Annotated in this window: 16 protein-coding genes; 10 read left to right on the plus strand and 6 right to left on the minus strand. The window is 44.0% G+C overall.

Annotated features, from left to right (window positions below):
* Positions 1-138 precede the first annotated feature (138 nt).
* The 7 genes from R7O13_RS13420 (at position 139) to R7O13_RS13450 (ending at position 8,786) form a co-directional block, all read left to right on the plus strand.
* Positions 139-978 (plus strand): 23S rRNA (adenine(2030)-N(6))-methyltransferase RlmJ, encoded by an 840-nt coding sequence (locus R7O13_RS13420; RefSeq protein WP_248487186.1) that lies wholly within the window; start codon positions 139-141, stop codon positions 976-978.
* A 259-nt stretch (positions 979-1,237) separates the two neighbouring features.
* On the plus strand, positions 1,238-2,596 hold the full coding sequence (gene gorA, locus R7O13_RS13425; protein ID WP_042522575.1) for a glutathione-disulfide reductase: 1,359 nt from the start codon (positions 1,238-1,240) through the stop codon (positions 2,594-2,596).
* Between the two features lie 95 nt (positions 2,597-2,691).
* Complete coding sequence (locus R7O13_RS13430) at positions 2,692-4,008, plus strand: tyrosine-type recombinase/integrase (RefSeq protein ID WP_318304025.1); 1,317 nt, start codon at positions 2,692-2,694, stop codon at positions 4,006-4,008.
* Positions 4,005-5,753 (plus strand): hypothetical protein, encoded by a 1,749-nt coding sequence (locus tag R7O13_RS13435; RefSeq protein ID WP_318304027.1) that lies wholly within the window; start codon positions 4,005-4,007, stop codon positions 5,751-5,753. Before R7O13_RS13430 ends, R7O13_RS13435 begins: the two co-directional genes overlap by 4 nt.
* On the plus strand, positions 5,750-7,795 hold the full coding sequence (locus R7O13_RS13440; RefSeq protein WP_318304029.1) for a hypothetical protein: 2,046 nt from the start codon (positions 5,750-5,752) through the stop codon (positions 7,793-7,795). The genes R7O13_RS13435 and R7O13_RS13440 overlap by 4 nt, the downstream gene beginning before the upstream one ends.
* Positions 7,792-8,250, plus strand: a complete 459-nt coding sequence (locus tag R7O13_RS13445) for a hypothetical protein (RefSeq protein WP_318304031.1) — start codon at positions 7,792-7,794, stop codon at positions 8,248-8,250. The genes R7O13_RS13440 and R7O13_RS13445 overlap by 4 nt, the downstream gene beginning before the upstream one ends.
* Positions 8,251-8,261: 11 nt before the next feature.
* A complete protein-coding gene (locus R7O13_RS13450; protein ID WP_318304032.1) occupies positions 8,262-8,786 on the plus strand; it encodes a hypothetical protein in 525 nt (174 codons plus the stop codon).
* Positions 8,787-8,920: 134 nt separating this feature from the next.
* Here the strand turns inward: R7O13_RS13450 and R7O13_RS13455 are convergent, their stop codons facing one another.
* The 4 genes from R7O13_RS13455 to R7O13_RS13470 form a co-directional block, all read right to left on the minus strand.
* Positions 8,921-9,463, minus strand: a complete 543-nt coding sequence (locus tag R7O13_RS13455; protein ID WP_318304033.1) for a hypothetical protein — start codon at positions 9,461-9,463, stop codon at positions 8,921-8,923.
* The gene (locus tag R7O13_RS13460; protein WP_318304035.1) at positions 9,463-10,008 is read right to left on the minus strand and encodes a hypothetical protein; all 546 of its coding nucleotides are present in this window, start codon (positions 10,006-10,008) and stop codon (positions 9,463-9,465) included. Before R7O13_RS13460 ends, R7O13_RS13455 begins: the two co-directional genes overlap by 1 nt.
* Positions 10,009-10,016: 8 nt before the next feature.
* A complete protein-coding gene (locus R7O13_RS13465; protein WP_318304036.1) occupies positions 10,017-10,712 on the minus strand; it encodes a hypothetical protein in 696 nt (231 codons plus the stop codon).
* 485 nt (positions 10,713-11,197) lie between these two features.
* A complete protein-coding gene (locus R7O13_RS13470) occupies positions 11,198-12,103 on the minus strand; it encodes a LysR family transcriptional regulator (RefSeq protein ID WP_318304038.1) in 906 nt (301 codons plus the stop codon).
* 121 nt (positions 12,104-12,224) lie between these two features.
* Between R7O13_RS13470 and xapA the strand changes: the two genes are divergently transcribed.
* Complete coding sequence (xapA, locus tag R7O13_RS13475) at positions 12,225-13,049, plus strand: xanthosine phosphorylase (protein WP_064368884.1); 825 nt, start codon at positions 12,225-12,227, stop codon at positions 13,047-13,049.
* A gap of 105 nt (positions 13,050-13,154) precedes the next feature.
* On the opposite strand, the gene R7O13_RS13480 is transcribed toward xapA, so the two are convergent.
* Together R7O13_RS13480 and R7O13_RS13485 are read right to left on the minus strand one after the other, a co-directional pair.
* Positions 13,155-13,766, minus strand: a complete 612-nt coding sequence (locus R7O13_RS13480) for a bifunctional 4-hydroxy-2-oxoglutarate aldolase/2-dehydro-3-deoxy-phosphogluconate aldolase (RefSeq protein ID WP_005379148.1) — start codon at positions 13,764-13,766, stop codon at positions 13,155-13,157.
* A 9-nt stretch (positions 13,767-13,775) separates the two neighbouring features.
* Complete coding sequence (locus tag R7O13_RS13485) at positions 13,776-15,152, minus strand: GntP family permease (RefSeq protein ID WP_262638794.1); 1,377 nt, start codon at positions 15,150-15,152, stop codon at positions 13,776-13,778.
* Between the two features lie 153 nt (positions 15,153-15,305).
* On the opposite strand from R7O13_RS13485, the gene R7O13_RS13490 reads away from it, so the two are divergent.
* Together R7O13_RS13490 and edd are read left to right on the plus strand one after the other, a co-directional pair.
* Entirely contained in the window at positions 15,306-15,830 is a 525-nt protein-coding gene (locus R7O13_RS13490) for a gluconokinase (protein ID WP_005467756.1), read from the plus strand.
* Positions 15,830-17,626, plus strand: a complete 1,797-nt coding sequence (gene edd, locus R7O13_RS13495) for a phosphogluconate dehydratase (RefSeq protein WP_025501098.1) — start codon at positions 15,830-15,832, stop codon at positions 17,624-17,626. The genes R7O13_RS13490 and edd overlap by 1 nt, the downstream gene beginning before the upstream one ends.
* The last annotated feature ends 149 nt before the right edge of the window (positions 17,627-17,775 follow it).

Raw genomic sequence — 17,775 nt, forward strand, 5'->3', positions numbered from 1 at the left:
GAAATTTCAATAGCGTCCCCTTATCAGAGGAACAGATTTGATTGGAAGTTCTACATCTTTAAGTTACTTGAGTATAATACCGCCATAGAGTGAAAATCACAGACCACACTCAACCAAAGAGTGTTTCGAGAGTTTAATTTGTTAAGTTACCGCCACAGCTTCCACGCTGGCAACCATGCCGACGTGGTCAAACACATCGTTCAAAGCCTCATTCTTGATGCGCTGAAACAAAAAGATAAGCCATTCGTTTATCACGATACCCACTCGGGTGTGGGCCGTTACGATCTGACTCACGAATGGTCTGAAAAAACGGGCGAATACAAACAAGGCATCGCACGTATTTGGGATAACCCAAGCATTCCCGAAGACATCAAAAGCTACATCGATGCCATTAAAGTGCTCAACAATGGCGAGAAGCTGCGTTACTACCCAGGCTCACCACGTGTGGCGCGCGCGCAAATCCGCCCACAAGATCGCATGGTGCTGACCGAGTTGCACCCGGCCGATCACCCATTGTTAGAGCAAGAATTCCATCGTGATCGCCAAGTGAGCATCTTCAAAGAGGACGGGTTCCAACGCCTCAAAGCAAGCTTACCGCCACAAGAACGTCGTGGTTTGGTGCTGATTGACCCACCATACGAGCTCGCGAAAGAGTACCGCGATGTAGTGCGCGCGATTCATCAGAGCCATAAGCGTTGGGCAACCGGTATCTACGCGATTTGGTACCCAGTGGTAAACCGTCACGACATCGAAGATATGATCGAAGGCTTGGAAGCACTGGGCATTCGTAAAATTCTGCAAATCGAGTTAGGTGTTGCACCAGATACCAACGAGCGCGGCATGACGGCATCCGGCATGATTTTGATTAACCCGCCATGGAAACTGGAAAGCCAGATGAAAGAGATTCTGCCATTCCTGCAAGACGCGATCGCACCAGCAACTGGCCACTGGAAAGTGGACTGGATTGTGCCAGAGTAAGCACTTCAGTACTGCTATCTTCAAGCGCAACGATATTCTCGTTGCGCTTTTTTATGCTCTCACCTTCTCCCTCCAATCGTGCTTATTCTTCTTTTTGTGCCTCTCATCGCTATTTGTCATAAGTATTGTCGCTTTTTCCCATTTAGGAATTAGTCGAATTCGATTTATGATAGTGGGATAACGGTGGCATTGAGTTCGGGCAAGGTCATCCCAATCTATCTATGTACCAGATAAAATTTATAAGCTCTTGGAGAAAGTAATGGCGACTCATTTTGACTATATCTGTATCGGTGGCGGCAGTGGCGGCATCGCATCTGCAAACCGTGCGGCGATGTACGGCGCGAAAGTTGCGCTAATCGAAGCTCAAGACCTTGGCGGTACCTGTGTAAACGTAGGTTGTGTACCGAAAAAAGTGATGTGGCATGGCGCGCAAATCGCAGAAGCAATGAACCTGTACGCAGAAGATTACGGTTTTGATGTCGACGTGAAAGGTTTCGACTGGAGCAAACTGGTTGAGAGCCGTCAGGCATACATCGGTCGTATTCACCAATCTTACGATCGCGTTCTTGGCAACAACAAAGTAAACGTGATTAAAGGCTTTGCTAAGTTTGTTGACGAAAAAACTGTCGAAGTAAACGGTGAACACTACACAGCAGATCACATCCTGATCGCGGTTGGTGGTCGTCCTACTATTCCAAACATTCCAGGCGCTGAATACGGCATCGATTCAAACGGCTTCTTCGACCTAGCAGAGCAACCAAAACGCGTTGCGGTTGTGGGTGCTGGCTACATCGCAGTTGAAATTGCTGGCGTACTGCACGCGCTAGGTACAGAAACGCACCTGTTCGTACGTAAAGAGTCACCACTGCGTAGCTTCGATCCAATGATCATCGATACGTTGGTTGAAGTGATGGACGCAGAAGGTCCAAAACTGCACACCCACTCTGTACCAAAAGAAGTGGTAAAAGAAGCCGATGGCAGCCTAACTCTGCACCTAGAAAACGGTGAAAGCCAAAACGTTGACCAACTGATTTGGGCAATCGGTCGTCACCCTGCGACAGACGCAATCAACCTAGCGTCAACCGGCGTGGCAACGAACGAAAAAGGCTACATCAAGGTAGACGAATACCAAGAAACTAACGTGAAAGGCATCTACTGTGTGGGTGACATCATGGAAGGCGGTATCGAACTAACACCAGTAGCAGTGAAAGCGGGTCGTCAACTTTCTGAGCGTCTTTTCAACAACAAACCAAACGCGAAGATGGACTACGATTTGGTACCAACTGTGGTATTTAGCCACCCACCAATCGGCACTATCGGTCTAACAACGCAAGAAGCAGAAGAGAAGTACGGCAAAGACAACATCAAAGTCTACACATCTGGCTTTACTGCGATGTACACCGCTGTTACTAAGCACCGTCAACCATGTAAGATGAAGCTTGTATGTGCGGGCGAAGAAGAAACGGTTGTTGGCCTACACGGCATCGGCTTCACGGTAGATGAAATGATCCAAGGCTTCGGCGTAGCAATGAAGATGGGCGCAACCAAAGCAGACTTCGACTCTGTTGTGGCTATCCACCCAACGGGCTCAGAAGAGTTCGTTACCATGAGGGGTTAGTGTAGGAAAAGTATCTTACACACATAAATAAATCTGGAAAACAATCCTTCACTGACTATGCTGGATGTATAGTCAGTGGTTTTCTAGGTGAATTTATGTACCTCATACAATCAAACAATGTCTATAAACAGACAGAATTATCAGTCAGTGATAATATCTGCCAATGCTCCCCTATTAAGGGAAGTATTGGCTCATTACCTACACTGTTTAATCAGGACGGTTCGTTCAATCACGAAGCTAATAGTTACCTCTTCTATCAGAAAACCATCAAAGCAGCTAAAGACCTTTCACCATGCTCTCAAGCATTACTGGCTTACTACCAATTCCTTGAAGATAAACAGTTAGCGTGGAATAAATTCCCTCCTGTCAAAAGACTGAAACCAACCTATCTTTTCCGTTCTTATCTGCTAAAGAAAATTAAGAGCGGTGACTTAGCACACAGTACAGCAAGCGTGCGAATGAATCAGATTGTTAACTACTACAAGTGGTTAATGCATGATGGTTACTTGAAAATAAATAACGAAAAAGAAGCCCCATTTAAGATGGAGTTTGTATCGGTTCAAAGCACGAGAATACTGGCACACATAACTCCAACGTTTACCGTTGAAACGAGCGACTTGCGAATAAAAATACCTAAGGATGCAAGTAGTAAGAACATTCGACCTTTATCTCCACTCAGTCAAGAGTCACTGAATATTCTGACAAAGCACCTTCCTAGCACATCCGAAGAATTACGCTTGCAGGTGTTAATTTCTATTGATACTGGAATGCGGATACAAGAAATTGCCACGCTCTCCCTAAATGCTCTTGATACCGCAACACCACTAGCTGAAAGTGAGCATCGTTGCGAGATAATTCTATCGCCTCAATCGACAGGTGTTCAGACTAAATACTTAAAGCAAAGACGTGTAGAAATCTCATCAGAGTTATTGACCACACTGAATGAATACCGTACCTCTGAACGTAGAATTAAACGGGTAAACAAACTCAATGCCAAATTAGAATTATTGCCCAAGAATGCGTCTTCACTAAAGCAAGATACAATCGAAAGATTTGCTCTGTGTGAGCATCATGAGCCTCTTTTTGTGAGTGAGCAAGGCAATCCTGTAACAGCTAAATCTATTGAAGCAAGATGGGCGGAATTTAGAACATCCGTCAAGAAAACCTCCCCCACCTTTAATCATCGCTTCCACGACCTGCGCTCAACCTACGCCACATGCCGCTTAAATGACTTACTTGAGGCTGGTCTATCTCCAATGGAGTGTATGGAGCTGTTAATGAGCTGGATGGGACATAGAAATGAATCCACGACTTGGAAGTATCTGCGTTACTTGCAGCGTAAGGAAGCCTTGAAAGTAAAATTCGGTATCCTTGATACACTCATGCACGATTTTCTTGGGGAGGATTTATGACTAAGTTGCTCTATGTATCACGCTGGAACCCAGACTTATCATTGCCATTGAATACCGAGGACAACAACAAAGCAGACTTTAATCGATTCCTTTTTAAGAAGGTACCAACAACTAAACAACTACAACAAAGCAATAAATTTGAAAACGCTAAACGTGAAAGTTTTGTACTGCAATTAAAATCTCGATTTGAGGATGACCTAGAGGAAGGTAAGAGTAATGAGACTTTATACACAATCTTTATTCGGTGTTCTCTATATCTAAGATGGTGTGATGAAAATGACAAAGAAGCCTTCACTAAATCATCGTTTGAAGACTATATGCTCTATGAACAAACTAAAGTCATGCAGGGAGAACAAAAAAGAAGCACCTATAAAACAAAGCGACATATCTTGTATATTATGGCCAAAAACTATCTCGGCCTCCCACACAACTATTTCTCTAACATTCCAGTCATGGATAGCAGTGACCTAAGTTCATTTGAAGCCTATACGCGCAGCGATTTAAATCAACTTTTACCATTTCTACGAAGTCTTTTTAAACAAACTTATAAGCAATTTATCCAAGCTCCCGAAAAACACATTCATACTTATAAATCTATCCCCACTATGACCTTTGAATGGGATGGGAAAATATACAGCTTGTGTAGTGGAATAACTAAAATGATGTGTGCTGGGACATTCCTGTTGTCTTACTATACTTATGCGAACACAAGTGATTTATTTCAGCTCAAACAACCAAGTAACACATCAGCAACTTTGGGTGAATACTGGTACACCATGCCAGCTTTTAAGCGCCGTGCTTTCAAGACCATACATATTGAAATTGGCTCTCACGATCTTGAAATTCCTAAATACGCTATGGGTTTTTTTGACAACTTACTCAACGCTTCAAAATTAATTTCAAAAGATAGCAATGCGACGTTACTTCAATCCGTTGCATTTAATAAAGTTATCCCCATGAAAAGTTCAAACCTCCAAGCTTTCCTTAAGTTATGGCTTGAAAAGCATTTTACATTTAACGACCAAACAGGTCGTCGATTACGCCCAGTAATTAGTCGCTTTCGTGAAACAGGTGCTCAAATCACCGCATATAACCAAGGTGATTTAGCAAACAATATTATGCTGGGAAATACATCAAGCACCCGCAAAAAAAACTACAGTGAAGGCAATAAAGTATCAAATAACGGTATGATTCAAGATGCTTTATCTATACGAGAAGAACAGGTAAAAACCGGCGCAAGCCCTATTGATGCAAAGATAAGATTAGGAATCAATAAGTTAGTTATAGAGGAAGAATACAAGATACAATTTCCAGATCTAAGTAGGACACCTAACGGTGGGAGTTGTAGTTCACCTTTTGGCCAAAGATCTAAAAACTATACAAGAAGAGCTCTCAAGCAAGGTCTAGCTAAAGATGGCGAATGGCTAGCTTGCTCTGATTTATTGGCATGCTTTGGCTGCCCTAGTCAAGTGATTGTTCAATCTCTTGTAGATATATGGTGCTTATTGAGCTTTAAAGCTTGTATCGAAGAATCATTATATCTTCATCTTGATAGTAAGCATTTTCATGCAAATTTCACTGAAATTATCAAGTTCATAGATGAAAAGATACTTCCTAATATAAGAAATAAGCTATTGAAGCAGGCTGAAAAAAAGCTGAATGACGATGGCTACCACCCTATTTGGGATGGACCAGATGCTGTATTTGGGTTGATACCTCCTAGCTCTAGTCAGGTAAAAGTATGAATATGAATCATCTTTATGACGTAAGCTTCCCGGAAAAACATAAGATTCAATATGTTGATCCTGTCAATTTTTATCACCATAAGCAGTTCGATAAGTTAGATAAAATCATTATTTGCAAAGATCTAAATGGGAGTATCACCGCTAGATTCGGCCAAAACAACTGGAATTGTTTTTCTTTCTCTCGTGACACAAAAAACTACAACTTAAACTTCAACGAATTTAGTGCAACACCTGAACTACAACGAGAATTAAAAATAATTGCCTTTGGGTGGATTTTTAACAAAGGTTACAACAAACAAAAGGCGTTGAACTTTTCTGGAGTTCTATCACTGCTATCAAAAATAAAAATAGTTTATCGCTTTCTACAACAAGAGGGAGCATCATCTCTAAGAGCCCTATCTTGCCCGACAACATGGGATAAATTCAAATACAGCCTACAAGAGAAAAACTATTCTCAACGATCAATTGAACTGTGCCTTGGGGCTATCAATAGCGCCATCCATGATAGTGGTTGGCATAAAATCAAATTAGATATTGAACTTATCAAACCACAGGCAGAGTCCAAAAAACTCAGCAATAGAGAAGCACAACAAACTCTAGTTATCCCTGAACGCTTGTGCAATGAAATCTATGGAAAAGCTATCAAGCTTATTGAAACTGCACTTCCTCACGCTCAATTAATTGCTGACACGGAAAATGCATTACAAGAAAACTATCTTAGAGGTAAGCATATTGTCTGCGAGAAAATCAAACAGGGCCATGTTTTTACATTTATGGATAACGCGAGTGCCATTAACCATCATAAACACGCGCTCTGTATCAATGATAACCAACCACTCCCACCTAAAACTATCATTGCTCCATTGGCCAAAAAAATACCGAGTACTCCACTTAACAATGCCAGTGAATTCTTACGGTATTTCGGGCAGCTTATCACTGCAAGTTACATAACTTGTGGAGGCTTTAGTGGTATGCGTACGTCTGAGTTAGAAAAGCTAACTCCTGATAGTTACTACAAAGATGAGCTAAATGGTCGCGTCCACCATATGCTACAATCACACACATTTAAGTTAGGAGAAAGACGAGAAACTTGGGTTACTGCTGCAGCTTCAAAAACTGCAATTGATTTAATGACGGTGCTGACAAAGAACTGGCGAGAAGAATTTAATTATCCAGACAAGAAATACGAGAACTCTCTATGGTTAAACAGAAATGCTCGCTCGAAACCACCGAATATAATTCCGGACTGGAACAAAAGATTACAACGATTTTGTAAGCAGTTGAATCTAGTAACGACGGAACAAGATTATAAAGAATGCTTAGAGTCTAATCCTCGTTCAATAGAAAAGTTAAAACAAAAAGTAATAATTGGCCAGCCTTGGTACTTTTGTACTCACCAGTTTAGACGCACACTTGCATTTTACTGCATAAAGAATCGCTTTAGCACTCATGTTGCACTTAAACATCAATTTAAACATCTCTATCTTTCAATGACAGAATGGTACTCCAATGGCGGAAGGCTAGCGAGCCTAAGGGATTTAAAGGCAGATAAAAGATTTCAATTGACTCTTGAGGAAATTAACGCAGAAACTACTGCCAATAAAATCTTCAAACAGTGGCATTCCGATGAAACACTATCAGGTACTCATGGTAAGGCAATTATGAAAATGCGTGGGAATATACCGACCATCTATAGTTCCTGGGAAGTGATATACAAAGCAGTCAAAGATGGAAAGCTGACTCTCCATGGTTCAATGCACAGTTATTGCAAATCCGGTTATGACTGCGATATGGAAGGAGTTGTCGCACCTCAGTTCTGTGTGAGTTGTGGGTCTGGTAGTAGCATTATTGATAAAAAACAAGCGAGTTGGTGGAAGAAAAAACACGACAGCTTAGTAACATACATGAAATCGTGTGACGAATTATCCGTAAGTGAACGCAGTCACTACATCACACAAGTTCGAGCTGCGGAGAGCGTCATGACAGACTTCGATATACCTTTCACCCCTTTCGAGCCTAATTTGAGGGTAACGAACTTATGAGTAAGAGCGAAAACACAAAACTAGCATTAGAAGCAGCTCTAGAACGCATTAGACAAGGTAAGCCAAAGCGTATCCCTACTCACCGTAAACTCAGTGTACGTGCTGTTGAGGAGGAAGCAAACCTAGGTAATGGCAGCGGTTATTACTATCCTGAGTTCGTAGAAAAGGTTAAACAGCTCAAAGCTGACATCTTATTAGGCAAAGGGGAGAGTGTACAGCCAGAGATCCAGAACGTTCGTACCAAGCTGAAAGAACAAAGACGTATCAAAGATAATTACAAAGCCAAGTATGAGGTCGAACGAGAAAAGTTAGCTTTGTTTGCTGCTGCACAGCACCATCTGAACGATAAACTGGTTGAAGCATTGGCTCGTATTGATGAGTTGGAGTATGAGAATTCAGAGCTAAAAGACAAGCTTATTAAGGTTAACCGAGCTAGCATAACAGCATTCAAATAAGGATATCTAAAGTGCATGACTCAGACTATGTGTTAAATACGTTCAAAAGCTTAATGATAATGATTGTAGAGGAAACACAAAAACCAACAGAAAGCCTAAATTTAGACGAACGCCACTATAAACGAAATATGAGAGATATTGCCAAGATAGACGTGTCAACTCTTTACAGGCGTCTATCTTCTATTTTTAAACAAATTAATGAGTTAAAGACAACAGTAGCGTTAGAAAATGGGTTTGAGACTTATCAATCTGATTATCAATACCTATTAAGACAGTTTTGCGATGACTATCAAGATGTTGTAAATATTGCGGCATCTATAAATACTTGTTTGGAGCAAAGAACTGGACTATTTGGTTTTTTCAAGGGATACAGTAATCCGATCGAAACAATGTTGAGCGGAAAAGTCTATCAATTAAACTATCAACAATTACGTGGAAAATTCTCTTATCATGCGGTTATACTCCAACAGTCCGAGAAGAAAATGTTAGATATTGTCGCAAAAGATTTAGATAGTTTTATGGTTAACTTTGCCTAGCCTTAATCGCCGTAATACACGGAAAAATTATCAAACTTTAGCGTTCAGCGTTCGCAATGTTCAAAACGGAATAAAAAGCAAGTTTGCATAGAAATTATTATCTAACACCCTGTATTATAAAATTTAAACAGACACTACTTGGTCGCATCAGGGTTATTTTCAAAATACTTTTGAACAGCATCTAACCAATTATCATTTAAATCTTCGAGATTAAACGTATCAGATTTTAATACCCACTCAGAAACCATGCTAATCAGCACTGGTCTTGGCACCTGCTTGTAATTTTGATGATCAGAGAATTGATTTACAATATGCTCACTTACAATTCCAAGACCTTCGTGATCTAGCTCTTCAATGTCTTTATGAAGTGAGTTAATCGCTACATAATCGCTTCCGGGATCTGTGTGCGTTACCTTTAGCCCCTTGGCGACTAAGCTATCTTCTTCAAGCCATAATAAATCAATTTTCGCAGGTTGAGGCATGGTGATGGCGAGCCCAACAATTAAATTCTGTACGCTTTCATCATTAAAATCTTTTGTGTCTGAATGCCATACAGAGAGTGTGTTGGACGTAGTTCGAGTACATCCCGTAATTGCATCAGCACTATGTCTCGCAGATACTTTACCTAAGTTAGGTTGCCACTTATTCGGGTTAATTTTTCTAAGTAAATACGTCATCAGCTCAACCTCTCTAAAAACTCAATGACGTTTACTCGATATTCTTCTAGCCAAGGATAATCAAATGTGCGCATTTTTTTCAAATACTCTACATGGTCATGTTGTTCCCAAGCTTCCGCTAGTCTCAAGCAGGCTTCATTGACAAGAAGGCTAGGGTGAGAACTACACCCCAAAATTAGCGTAATCCCATGATGCTCCAGCCACTCATATGGAAGACATGAAGCAACAGAAGCGAGAGTATAAATATGAACTTCATTGTCCAAACCAAACAGTTTTACCCAAGCTCTTGTAAAACTGTCCCTGAATAAGAAGGGGTCTCTCAGATGCAATTTTTCAAGGTATAGCTGAGTTTTACTAATCTCGCCTTCAACAAAATCATCTTTCATAACAAAAGAAATGATCTGCTTTGCACAACGTTCCTGCTCTTCACTTCTAAACTGAAACACCTGTGAGGTTGAACTGCCAGAATATAGCGTTAAAGAGCCACGCGAGCCGCTTGAAATAAACTGAACTTTAGGTGGTAGTGTATCAGTTAGATTATCCATATTACCTCCTAAAAATAGCGTACCAGAGCGGAAGTCAAGCTATCATTGTTGTCATACAATTCAGAAAAAACGCGCCTTGCTTCAGGAATAGAGAACCTCATAGATGAATGCTGATGAAGGGTATTACTGTCTATTTCCATTGCTATTATATCTTGCTGGCGACCACCATCAATGAATGGGGTTTTTACTTCACAGCGTCTTATCGTGCTGATACTGTTTATCAGCTCTTTAGACTCTGGAAGCTCTTTTCTTTCAACAATACGATTGTCCCACTCAAAAGGTTCGGCATCCTTGTAGGTAAACAACTTATGGTAAAGACGACTGTAACTATCAACATTACTGCGAAAGTACTTAGAATTGAGTATGGATAATCTATTAGCCATCTTCATAGGAAACAGCTTTTCAAGAGCTGAAAGTACAGTGCTGCTAATATCGCGAAACTCTTCAAGAGTTCCACCCTCAACAATAACTACAACCTCTGACGTAGGAAACTCAATTCTCAGTTTATTGTCTGGCGTCATGAGTATTAGATACTGTCTCTGTTGCCCTACAGAACCACTCAAATTCAATTCGTTTCCAGAAACTGGAACAAGATTAAAAGCTTGAAGTTCATTCTTAAAAGCATTAATAAACGGAGCAGTTGGCTCTATATCACTATTTTTAGAAAAAAAATGTAGTTGATGTGTCTCGTGTAGTAATTCCATAGCCTATTCACTTTTCAACCTGAGAGTGTTGTTTCAAATTAACTATTATAAGTAAGCTTACATCAGATATGCTGATTTGCGCATATATAATATCAAAATATAGACAGATGTCGTTTTAGTTCAGAGATAGCAAAGCTCTGATCTCCGCCAGTGATTAACAGTAAAGTTTATCGAACAATTTATAAATGGTGCCTCTATGGCAAAAAGCAAGTCATAATCATGAAATACAGAGCACTACACCATGACAGTTTTTCTGGAAACTGATACCATTAAAACTCAAAAATTTAGGAAAGACAGCTAGAAAGAACCCACTTTCTGGAAAAGATTATCAAGTCTTATAATGTAAACCTTTCCAGATTTATTCCAGAAATCACCTGTATTGGTATTGGGTAACGATGCGTTAATTACGCGCTAATCGCATTGCTGATTTCAGCGAATCATTTGAAAAGGTCATCTTAGGATGACCTTTTTTTGTTAGACCATGCTTAACTCGCATTCTCCAATAACGTGCGAATAAACTCGGCTTTGATAGCACTCTCCTGCTTACCGTCATGAATCAGACACAAGTCTGCACGCAGTGACTCTTTCAGCTTGATAAAACGAATCCCATGCCAATGATGCTGAGAAAACGTCGACGGCACCAACGTCACGGTATTGCTGTTTGCCACATACGCCATCAAGGTGCTTGGCTCCACCACTTGTTTGCCAAGATGGGGTGAAAAGCCTTCTTGCAGACAGGCATTGATGATGAAGTTTGCCGAGGCAGAATTCGCCAAACTCATAAACGCAAACTCACACGTCTTTAAATCTTGGAGCCGCAGCAAAGATTTGCTGGCTAACTCATGTTGCTCCGACACCGCCACCACAAACACATCTTTGCCCAAAGATACCGACTGATACGGATAAATGTTGAGTGCATCAGCAAAACGCACAATGCCCACATCGATTTTCTTCTCGCTAAGGTGCTTCTTTTGCGTCTCTGGGTTGAGGTCAAAAATGTCGGCGTGATAAGTGTCATGCTCAGTATGGAAGCGCTGTAACAGACGATCAAATCCGCCCCAAAATGCGCTACTTACCACACCAACTCGCAAGATATTTCTCTGGTTCAACCCCACTTGCTGAACTTGATTGAGCGAGACATCCAAGGTCTGAAAAATCAGTTGGCATTTGGACTCCAACAATCGCCCGGCCTCCGTCAGCATGACGTTTCTTGAATCACGCTCAAACAGTTTGACGTTAAGCACTTCTTCCAACTCTTTGATGCGATTGCTCAACGGCGAATTGGTGATATTAAGGTTCTCGGCGGCCTTAGTGAAATGCTTGGTTTGTGCGACCTCGTAAAAGTAACGCAGCATCTTCAGCGTCACGCGCTCAAATGGTTCTGACTTCATGCATTGAGTCCTAGCGAGTTTCATTATCCTCTTTTTAAGGATGATAGTAGAGAATAAAGCAAAGATAACCAGCGCAGAAAGTCACACAATGGAATCAACACACAACCAGAAGGTGACTAACATGAATCACGATCCAGTAATCGACGCGCTACAAACCATTCGCGAACGCAAACCAAACTTCCAACCTAAAGCGGCGTTTATTTTAGGCTCTGGCTTAGGCGTATTGGCAGACGAGCTACAAGACAAAGTGGTCATTCCATACGAAGAGCTCGAAGGCTTTCCGGTTAGCACCGTGCAAGGACACTCTGGTGAGTTGGTAATTGGCACCATGGACGGCGTAGACGTAGTGTGCATGAAAGGTCGCGGTCACTACTACGAACACGGCTCAATGAAGGTCATGACAACGCCCGTGCGCACCTTTAAAAAGCTGGGCTGTGAGTTTCTGCTCGTCACCAACGCGGCAGGCTCCCTTCGCCCTGAGCGTATTGATGTCGGTTCTCTGGTGGTATTTCATGACCACATCAACACCATGCCTGAATCGCCAATGATCGGTCCGAATGATGAAGAGTACGGCCCGAGGTTCTTCAGCCTCGCCAATGCGTACGACAAAGACCTGCGCGCAGAAGCGTTTGAAGTAGGCAAAGCCAATGGCATTCACCTGAATGAAGGTGTGTTTGTCTCTTACACGGGCCCCAACTTTGAGACCGCAGCCGAAATCCGCATGATGCAAATCATCGGTGGTGACGTAGTGGGCATGTCGGTCGTGCCAGAAGTGATTTCTGCGGCGCATTGCGGCTTACCCGTATTGGCAGTATGTGCGATCACCAACATGGCAGAAGGCTTGGGAGATGTAGAATTGTCTCACGCCCAAACATTGAAGTGCGCGAAGCTAGCCGAAGCAGATTTCATTCGCTTTATTAAGCGCTTTATGAAGCATCACTTCTAAAGCCGTTTCATCCCAAAAAGAAAAAGGGTCATCAAGTTACTTGATGACCCTTTTTCGTATCACGTTTCCCAACGTTCGGGGGCATTTCGGAGCCGTTTGTGCGTTTTACTTAACTGCGCGAACCAATTCAGCAATGCCTTCCCAATCGCCGTTGTCCATCATTGCGGTTGGCACCATCCACGTACCGCCACAAGCTACAACCGATTTCAGCGCTAGGTAATCTTCCACGTTGGATGGGCTTACGCCACCTGTTGGCATGAATTCAACTGGGTAAACCGCCGTGAGTGCTTTCAGCATGCTTACGCCGCCTGATGGCTCAGCAGGGAAGAACTTCAACGTACGCAGACCCATTTCCATCGCTTGCTCAACCAAGCTTGGGTTGTTTACACCCGGTACGATAGTCACGCCACGTTGCTGACAGTATTTCACTGTGGTTGGGTTGAAGCCTGGGCTAACGATAAAGTCCACGCCCGCTTCGATCGCGATGTCCACTTGTTCTGTGGTCAGAACGGTGCCCGCGCCAATCAACAATTCTGGGTACGCTTCACGCATGATGCGAATCGACTCCGCCGCAGCTTCGGTGCGGAATGTCACTTCCGCACATGGTAAACCGTTTTCTACCAACACTTTTGCCAGTGGCAGAGCGTGTGCTACGTCGTTGATTGCGATAACTGGGACGATTTTGATTTCTCTTAATCGTTGTTCAAGTGTTGTCATGGGGAACCTCTAAAGAATAAAGCTTAATGTTGCGACGATAATAAACGCGATACTGCCAAGTAACGTTTCCATTACCGTCCAAGTTTTTAATGTGGTTTTCTCATCCATCTCAAGCAGACGAGATACCAACCAGAAACCAGAGTCATTGAAGTGAGACAGTACCGTTGCACCACCCGCAATCGCGATTACGATAAAGCAAAGGTCGAGTTCACTCAAACCTGTTGATGCTGCCACAACTGGAGCGATAAGAGCCGCCGTAGTGGTTAGCGCTACGGTTGCCGAGCCTTGAGCAACACGCAGACAAGTTGAAATCACAAACGCCGCCACAATCACAGGCATACCTGTGTCTGTAAGAACGTCAGCCAGTGCATCACCAATACCGCTTGAGCGCAGTACGCCGCCAAACATGCCACCTGCACCCGTTACTAGGATAACACCACAGATAGGAGCCAATGACTCACCACATAATTTTTCTAGTTTTGCCATGCCGTAGTCTTTGGCAAACACAGCCAGACAGACAATCAAAGTGATCAGCAACGCAACTGGGGTTTTACCTAGCATACGTAGGAACTCAACCAGTGCCGTTTTACCATCAATCAAACCTGCAACCGCCAGTGTGTTCAATACCGTATCCAAACAGATTAGCAGGACTGGCAGCACAAGGATGGTCATAACCGTGCCAAATTTTGGTGCGTTGCGCTCATCCACCATTGCTTCGCCATTAAAGAAGGCTTTAGATAGTGGGATATCGAATTTTTTGCCCGCGTACAAACCAAATAGGTAAGCGCCAAGGTACCAAGTTGGAATAGCAACCAGAATACCCACCACCAATAGCAGACCGATGTTTGCGCCAAGGAATTCTGCCGCTGCAACCGGACCTGGGTGTGGTGGAACAAACGCGTGCATAACCGCAAAAGCACCAGCTGCAGGCAACGCGTATTTAATTGGTGAGCCACCAAAACGAGCCGCCACACTTAGGATGATTGGCATCATCACTACAAGGCCAGCATCGAAGAAGATTGGGAAGCCAAACAGTAATGAAGCGACGCCCAAAGCAAATGGTGCGCGCTCTTTACCAAAGCGACCAATCAAAGTGTCTGCCAGCACTTTCGCACCGCCAGTCACTTCAAGAATTTTACCGATCATCGCACCAAGACCAACCAGCAATGCCACGGAAGCCAGTGTGCCGCCGAAGCCGCCCATCATGGTCGATACGACTTTCTCAGAAGGAACGCCAGTGGCGATTGCTGTGCCTAAACTCACCATAGTAAGGGAAGCAAAAGCATGGACTTTCAGTTTAATGATCAGAACGAGTAACGCTGCAATGGCAAGGCCTGCAATCGTCAGTAGGAACGTAGGATCTGGGGCTTGGGTTAATTGCTCCATAGGTTCACCTTTAAGAATTATTGTTTGTGTTATGGTTCACATTTATTTCAGTTACCGGTAACATGTTACCGATAACATGAATAAGATAAACCCATATTTTAAAGTGAATTCAAAAATTGAGATCACGCGCAAATTTGGTTATGAGGATAAGTTATGGCTGGTAGTAGTGTCATCGTTATGGGCGTTTGTGCTAGTGGTAAAAGCACAATTGGTGAGCATCTAGCGAAAAAGCTAGGGCGTAAATTCATTGATGGTGATGATCTTCATCCACGAGCGAACATTCAGAAAATGGCATCGGGCCAGCCTCTGAACGATGATGATCGCAAGCCATGGCTAGAACGCATTCGTGATGCGGCGTACAGCCTAGAAAGCAAAAACGAACACGGCATTATTGTCTGTTCAGCACTGAAAAAGATTTACCGCGATCAGATCCGCGAAGGCAACGACAACGTGACCTTCCTGTTCCTTGATGGCGATATGGAGTTGATCCTTAATCGCATGCGTATGCGCAAAGGCCACTTCATGAAAGAAAACATGGTGAAGAGCCAATTCGAGACGCTAGAGCGCCCAGACAACGAGCCTCAAACTCTGATCGTCAGTATCGACGGAGACATCAGCGACGTGGTGGAACGCTCTGCCGCTGAGCTAATCAAAATGCAAGCGATCGAGGTGGCGTAATGACTCACTCTGTTGTTCTTGAGGTCACACAACGTTTGACCGAGCGCAGCCGTGAAGCGCGCGCTGCGTTTCTTGCTCGCACCGAAGTGCAAGCCGAAGCTGGCAAAGGCCGTGTTGGTTTATCTTGTGGTAACTTAGCTCATGCAGTCGCCGCATCTTGCTCTTCTGAAAAGAAAAATATTCTCGATTTTACTCATGCCAATGTCGCGCTGATCAGCGCCTACAACGACATGTTGAGCGCCCACCAGCCGTACCAAGACTACCCAGCGCAAATCAAACAAGTGCTGGCGGACTACGGACATACAGCGCAAGTCGCAGGTTGTGTGCCAGCGATGTGCGATGGGGTGACTCAAGGTCAAGCCGGCATGGATATGTCGCTGTTTTCGCGTGACTTAATTGCGCAATCAACGGCGTTGTCTTTGAGCCACAATGTCTTTGATGCCACATTACTGCTTGGCATCTGTGACAAAATCGCCCCGGGGCAACTGATGGGCGCACTGTCTTACGCGCACCTGCCGACTGCGTTTGTACCAGCGGGTCTGATGGCAACAGGCATCAGCAACGAAGAGAAAGTCGACGTGCGCCAAAAATACGCAGCGGGTGAAGTCGGCAAAGACGCTCTGCTGGATATGGAGTGTCGCGCTTACCACTCTGCGGGTACGTGTACGTTTTACGGCACAGCCAACACCAACCAGTTGGTGTTCGAAGCCATGGGCTTGATGCTGCCAGGTTCGGCATTCATTCATCCCCATACCCAACTGCGTAAAGCGTTAACCGATCACGCGGCTCTGAAAATCGCCTCAATGACGGCGGGTTCTGCACACTTCCGTCCGTTGGCAGAAGTGGTCACAGAAAAGAGCTTGGTCAACGGCATCATCGCTCTACTTGCATCTGGCGGCAGCACCAATCACACCATTCATATGATCGCCGTGGCGCGTGCTGCTGGCATCTTGCTCACGTGGCAAGACATCAGCGATCTGTCGGATGTGGTTCCTTTGTTAGCTCGCGTTTACCCGAACGGCCCAGCCGATATGAACGCGTTCCAAGACGCGGGGGGCGTGCCTGCGTTATTGCACCGCTTGAACCAATCCGAGCTTTTGCATCGCGATGTGAAACCCGTGTTTGGTGAATTTGAAGACCAAATGACGCTACCGAGCCTTATCGATGGCCAACTGACTTGGACACCGTGCCAAGGCAGCCAAGACGGTGACGTGATCGCCAAACCGGACGCCACTTTCCAAAACACCGGCGGCACTCGCGTACTGACTGGCAACTTGGGCAAAGCCGTGGTGAAAGTGTCTGCGGTGAAAGAAGAGCAACGCGTGATTGTTGCACCTGCGATTGTATTCCAATGCCAACACGAAGTGGAAGCCGCGTACAAACGTGGTGAGCTGAACAAAGATTGCATCGTTGTAGTCACACACAACGGCCCAGCAGCAAACGGCATGCCTGAACTGCACAAGCTGATGCCAATTTTAGGTAACGTGCAAAAAGCGGGCTTTAAAGTGGCGTTGGTTACTGACGGTCGCTTATCTGGCGCGTCAGGTAAAATTCCGTCTGCGATTCATGTTTCTCCAGAAGCCATTCGTGGTGGCGCGATTGGTTTGGTGCGCAACGGTGATTTGATTCGTCTGGATTGCCAAACGGGCGAACTGAACAACTTAAGCGATACCACTGGACGCGAGTTGATTCATTTCGATACCGAATCGACCCAACAAACTTGGGGACGAGGTCTGTTTAGCGTGATCCGCCAAAACGTATCGAGTGCAGAAGAAGGCGCAAGCTTTATTGTTTAAGGCGAGAAGAAAGACCTCGTCGTTCCGACGAGCCCAAGCAAGATCAGGAATTTAATATCAACGTGCTGTGAAGCCAGAGAAAACTCCTCTGCCACAGCACTTTTTGTTGGTAGATTCTGAATCACGCTCGTCCCTCGCTGTTCAGAATG

It is taken from the genome of Vibrio sp. Y176, from assembly GCF_033438945.1.